Genomic DNA, 5,314 nt, shown 5'->3' on the forward strand with positions numbered 1-5,314 from the left:
ACGTACACACTAAAAACGACTTTTTAGACTTTTGGGAGAAACTGAGAGCGAGCACTAAAGATGCTAACTTAGAACAACTCATCCCCTTGGTTCAGTTTCCATTTGCCATTAATGGCGAGCACGATGATATGCCTGTTTTAAAAGTTAACAAACAACAATTTGCTAAAATATGGCCACTTTTAATGCAAAAAGAAAACTATGATATGAGAGACAATGGTAAGCTGGTTTCCTGGTATTCTAAGAGTATTTTTAGCAAAGCTGATGCTTTTGCAGAGCAGACCTTGCATACCAAATCAAACAGTATCGCAAATCTGGATTTCGAAAAATTAAATGGCGTGTGGAAACTGAATGGTGCTTACGCCGACTTGGAGTTATACCCCAAAATACAAAGTATGCTGATGGCGGATAAAGAGAAATTTCCAGTTAAAAAAAATTAAGAGAATGAATAAGTTAGTTAGAAAATATCTCTTCTTAATTACCTCTATTACATCGATATTTTTATCGGCTTGTAATTTGGGTGATGGTATTATGGAGCGTAACGAAGAGCCATTAGCATCAGCTTACGCCAATTTTCAAGAACTAAATGAAAACTATCGTTCTACACATTTTGAGGTGAAATTAATTTGCGAAGCACAAGGTTACCCTCATCCAATCCGTGTTTTTCCATCTATAAACAAACAGTGGATTATAGAAGCTGATGCGGAAAAAAGTGATGAAACCCAAGGCGATTATATCTTCTATAAACTTAACGGAGCCGGCAACATAACAGATACCTTGTATTTAACCTACAAAGGATATTGGGCCGAGCTCATAGATGATTTTATGGTTTTTACGAACTACGAAGAAGCCTACTATACAACTTGGCCATTGGACGGTGACACTACTAAACGATATTTTAAAGTTTTAAATGCCGACTTAAATTGGAGCGCTGTTAAGGTAAACCAGCATATTGAAAATGCCAAAGCAAACTCAAAATATTGGTTTTATAAATATATAACCAACAACGAAAACAGCTATCTGAAATTTTACTATTACCAAAACAAACAATGGCAAATTTTATGGCAAAAGGTTGAAGGTTTTCAAACCGTTAGCGATGAGGAAAGTGCAGGCAGATATAGCGTTGAAGTGATACGAACTGGTGAAACAGACCCTCATTTAGCAGAGAATATTACATACCTACATCACCATCGGCTAGAAAAATTATCTTACAGTCACAACATTGGGGGTGGAAATCCAGGATTTGATGTAACCAATTGGCGAGGTAAAGCCTTTTTTAAGACGAGCGTTAACGATAGGGATTTTCATTTTTTTGAGCCAAATATTGCCGTAGAAAATGAACAATCTGACGGAAATAAAAATAGATTTTATATTGTTTCAGAACCTAATGCCTCGGCGATCATTTTTACACCTCTGATTTATAAGGTGCCAAACAGCTTTGCTTTTTACACTTCAGATCGAAATAAATTGTATCTCATAAGAGAAAAAATTAGGTCTAAATAAAATAAATCAACAACCTACCAAATGAAAAACCTACTTTACCTATTACTCTTTGCATCGCAAATCAGCTTTGCGCAAAACATCGATTTTAAAAAATTTGAAGCCCAGGCTTTAAAAGTTGCTAAAACCAGCAAACATGCCGATTTGATAAAAAGCTTTATCGCCGATAATAAAGAGACTGAACAAATCACACAACTCGATTTAATAAAAGATTACGTGGGTTTTGGTATCGTTATTAATCCAAAAATAACAGCACAAAACTACTGCCTGCAAAATATACTTTCGATATAAAAACACGGCTATCTACAGTTGGCGTGGTCGATTTAGATAAACCAGAACTGACTGCAAAGCAGTTAGCGTATTTATCAGCATACACCAAAAATCCCTCAGCACTTGCCAAAGACGAATATTTTAAAGCGTTTAAATACCATACATTTACTAACGAAACCAAATTGGAAAAAGGTGATGATTTAATACTGAAAGACCAGAATTACACGACTTATTTCACTATAAAAAACAACTTAATTTATGCCATCGGAATGAGTAAAACCAGCGATGAATTTATCTTTTACAAATTTGACACGAAGGTAATCCCAAACGACGATTATTTGCTCATCCAAATGGAGAAAAACAGAAAGGTAAAGTGGGCAGAGGAAAGCAAATTAAGGGATGTTTTTCCGCTTTATCATGATGTTAGGATAGACGATATCCGCACTGCGTTATATTATTTGCTCCGCGAAGAACCTTACAAAAGCGATAAAAAATTGATGGAGTATGCCCAGAACATGCGCCAAAAGCTAGATCGTTCCAATATCCGACAGTTGACCACAGAACTCGACTATTTTTTGGATTTAAAAATTGACGAAAAAGCCTGGAAATATAAAAGTGACGAAGTTTTAAATCTAAAACACACTTCTGCCCACGCACTGGCAGATATTTATTTTGGAAGCGCCAGTTACAAGCTGGCAGAAAAGTTTTTCTTAAGGTCGTTGCTAGATTTTAAACTCTTTTCTGCAGGTGGAAGCAACGCCCAAAAAGACGCCAACAGATTAATTTACGATTTAAGTAAGGTTTACGAAAAGCTAGGTAAAACCGATGAAATGATTGGTTATTTAATTCCGCTGTTAAATGGCAATGGAAGCATCGGCTCTGCAACAGAGTTGTTAAATACTTACATCGAAAAAAATAAAACCGATAAACAGAGTTTAAAAAAACAGATAGATGCATCTTTTGAAACTTTAGATAATATCAGAGGCGATGGAACTTATACTTTCATCTTTAATGGAAAGGTAATTTTCTTTTATAGCGTTTTTTCTAAAACGGAAAGTAGTTTTAGGAAGGAAGTAACTGAAACAGATTTTTATAAGTCGTTGTAAGGAATTGAAATGCGAATAATATTTAAAAGCTGGCGAATAGCAAGCTAAATACCACGCTTATAAAACTGGCTAAAATTTGAATATTCTATTAATTAGTTTTAAGTAGTTAAAGCTGTAGCGCAAGCGCAGAAATGATTAAACCTAAAAAATAAAACCATGACAGTTACTTACATGATGTTGGCCTTCACCACGATCTATTTAGCGGCAACTTATTTCTATTACAGGCACACTGTAAAAAAAGGCACAGAATTTAGATACAAGCCGCTTTTCTTGTTAATTATCGGACTTTTATTTTTATTATCCCTTTACGGTAGCGTAACCAATCAGCCTTTTAACACCATTGTTCCATTTATAGGTTAAGCTCCGCTTGCTGATTTGACTAAAGATTTTATTTATTGCCCGAAGTTGATCCGATTGAAAAGGAAAAAAGTTTTATATTTTGCCATTACTAGCGTAGTTGTATGTTACGTTTTTATCTGGTGCAAATTTCATTTTTTTACAAAGGTTTATACCCAGGAAGAAATAGATCAGGAATTTGCGGCCTTGAAAATGGATGCCCCGCTTTATGACTCTGTAAATATTAGGGGCTATAGCATCAAGTATATTAGTAATAAGAAGAATTATAGTGTAAAAGGCGATGAGTTTGGAAAGAAAAAACCCTACTTGGTACTGCTGCATAACAGCGATAAAAATGCTGGTTATTTCATAGATTATTTCAAAAACAAAACCCTTAATCAAAAATTTCATATCATCGCGATAGATCGAATCGGTTTCGGAAATAGTACATTCAAAAAACCCACTCAAAAAAAATTCGCTGTTTCAACAAGAAGAAAAGGAATTTGGAAAGATGGCTGAATATGCCAACGGAGTCGCAGTTAAAGAAATTTTAGATGCTGAAGGTCAGTATATGGAGGAAGTTCGAATTGTTGCTGATGGGAATGGCAGCATGGCTGGCTTACAAGCCTATTTGTATAAAAGCCTTTCATTTTCTAAAGTTTTTTTATTTGATCCGGAGATAAATGATCGATTTTTCTTAAGCAAAATTTGGAGTAAAATAATCATTAGCCCTGTTATTTCAGGGTTCTTCCCGCGGGCATTCGTAAGCAAACAACAAGACTTGCTATTGGCCGATAATCACAAAGGAAAAGAATTTGCAAAGCTGATCAAGAATGTTCAGTCTTCCGAAAACAGAGAAGCAACGGATAATTCATACATGTATCCCAAAGGTTTCAAATCGGTTTTTTTCTTCGGATTAAGCGATAAACAACAACGCAGGATTACTGAAATTTCCGGAAAATCGAATTTCGTTTTTCAAGAGAATGATTTGAATATTTATTCCTCCCCAGAAAAAGTCTTCAGCACCATACTTGCCAATGATAGTTATACCTTACCATTCAACAGAATACGCTGACGAGAACAATGTCCAATTATTCGAAACGGATAGTTAGGTATTTCACAATGCAGTTTTTAGCAAACGCAAGTCTGGATAAAATTAAAATTGGGCTTCAATTAATTTTAATTTATGATATTAGCTTTACGTATTCTACCATTTGAAAAATGGTATGGTATTTCTAACGATTAAGCTCCACCTAATGAAATTGCCCATTTTATTTTTATTCCTCTCATTGCTCCTTGCTTATGCTTGCAAACATGATAATGGTACCAAGGCCGATCAGTTAAAAAAATATCAGGAAGCATTTGCAGCCTTATCAGACAAGCAGGCTACACCAGCTTCAAGCGATTCGATAATAAATGCCTGGAAGCGCTACAACGCTGATCCGATTGTGTTGGCCGATACCGATTTGAATGCGAGAACCAAATATAGCCTTGGCAAACTCTACGCCAGGAAAAACCCTGACTCTTCGAAAGTATATTTACAACAGGCTCTTGAACTGGTAGATGTTAACAAGCGTTACTTAGATATCAAGGCCCGTGTTTATAATGGCATGGGAAATCTGGCTAATGAAGAAGCACTAGAGCATCAGGCTAATTATTACTATAACAAAGCGGCAATTATTGTACTTACTGATTCAACAGTAAAACTTAAGCCTGCGGCGAAGGTCATTATGCTTTTATCAGCAGCACAGAGTAACAAAAGCCTGCAGCAATATAGTTTGGCTTATAAAATGAATATCGCGGCCCTGCAGCTTATGCCTCAGTTGCCTCCAAATGCACCAAATCAACAGCGAGTGCTTACACAACTGATCTCATTAGTTTACACAGCCAGCTTACCAAAAGATGATGTGGCTTTTTACATCAAAAGATTAGAAAAACTGCATCTCACCTATCCTGATGATTTTAATCCCAGATATTTACACGATAGCAAGTTGCTTTATTTTGATAATCTCAACCAGGTAGATTCTGTTTTAAAATACTCATTGCTTAATGCGAAAATAGATGAGGAATTATACGAGGAAATGCCTTTATTACCCACCACAACA

The 5,314-nt window shown here is 35.7% G+C and carries 8 protein-coding genes; all 8 read left to right on the top strand.

The window, feature by feature from the left end; all coding sequences use genetic code 11:
- Window positions 1–437 (top strand): hypothetical protein (locus tag ON09_RS22285; protein WP_010603282.1); only part of this gene is annotated, 437 nt, incomplete at its 5' end.
- A gap of 4 nt (window positions 438–441) precedes the next feature.
- A complete protein-coding gene (locus tag ON09_RS22290) occupies window positions 442–1,500 on the top strand; it encodes a hypothetical protein (protein ID WP_010603283.1) in 1,059 nt (352 codons plus the stop codon).
- Window positions 1,501–1,521: 21 nt separating this feature from the next.
- Window positions 1,522–1,788, top strand: coding sequence for a hypothetical protein (locus ON09_RS22295; RefSeq protein ID WP_010603284.1), 267 nt, complete (start codon window positions 1,522–1,524; stop codon window positions 1,786–1,788).
- Between the two features lie 23 nt (window positions 1,789–1,811).
- Window positions 1,812–2,873, top strand: coding sequence for a hypothetical protein (locus ON09_RS22300; RefSeq protein WP_010603285.1), 1,062 nt, complete (start codon window positions 1,812–1,814; stop codon window positions 2,871–2,873).
- Window positions 2,874–3,029: 156 nt separating this feature from the next.
- Window positions 3,030–3,233: a hypothetical protein gene (locus ON09_RS22305; protein ID WP_010603286.1), complete on the top strand. Its 204-nt coding sequence runs from the start codon at window positions 3,030–3,032 to the stop codon at window positions 3,231–3,233.
- A gap of 54 nt (window positions 3,234–3,287) precedes the next feature.
- Window positions 3,288–3,728 carry an alpha/beta fold hydrolase gene (locus ON09_RS22310; protein WP_029204567.1) on the top strand — a complete coding sequence of 147 codons (441 nt, stop codon included), beginning with the start codon at window positions 3,288–3,290 and terminating at the stop codon, window positions 3,726–3,728.
- The gene (locus ON09_RS22315) at window positions 3,721–4,284 is read left to right on the top strand and encodes a hypothetical protein (protein ID WP_010603288.1); all 564 of its coding nucleotides are present in this window, start codon (window positions 3,721–3,723) and stop codon (window positions 4,282–4,284) included. Before ON09_RS22310 ends, ON09_RS22315 begins: the two co-directional genes overlap by 8 nt.
- Before the next feature lie 181 nt (window positions 4,285–4,465).
- The coding region (locus ON09_RS22320; protein WP_010603289.1) for a hypothetical protein at window positions 4,466–5,314 on the top strand (849 nt) is incomplete at its 3' end.

It is taken from the genome of Pedobacter agri PB92, assembly GCF_000258495.1.
In the GTDB taxonomy this organism is placed as follows: domain Bacteria; phylum Bacteroidota; class Bacteroidia; order Sphingobacteriales; family Sphingobacteriaceae; genus Pedobacter; species Pedobacter agri.

Excerpts from the sequence above, each read along its gene's own strand:
- ON09_RS22290 (WP_010603283.1), top strand. The coding sequence starts at position 442 with ATGAATAAGTTAGTTAGAAAATATCTCTTCTTAATTACCTCTATTACA.
- ON09_RS22295 (WP_010603284.1), top strand. The coding sequence starts at position 1,522 with ATGAAAAACCTACTTTACCTATTACTCTTTGCATCGCAAATCAGCTTT.
- ON09_RS22305 (WP_010603286.1), top strand. The coding sequence starts at position 3,030 with ATGACAGTTACTTACATGATGTTGGCCTTCACCACGATCTATTTAGCG.
- ON09_RS22315 (WP_010603288.1), top strand. The coding sequence starts at position 3,721 with ATGGCTGAATATGCCAACGGAGTCGCAGTTAAAGAAATTTTAGATGCT.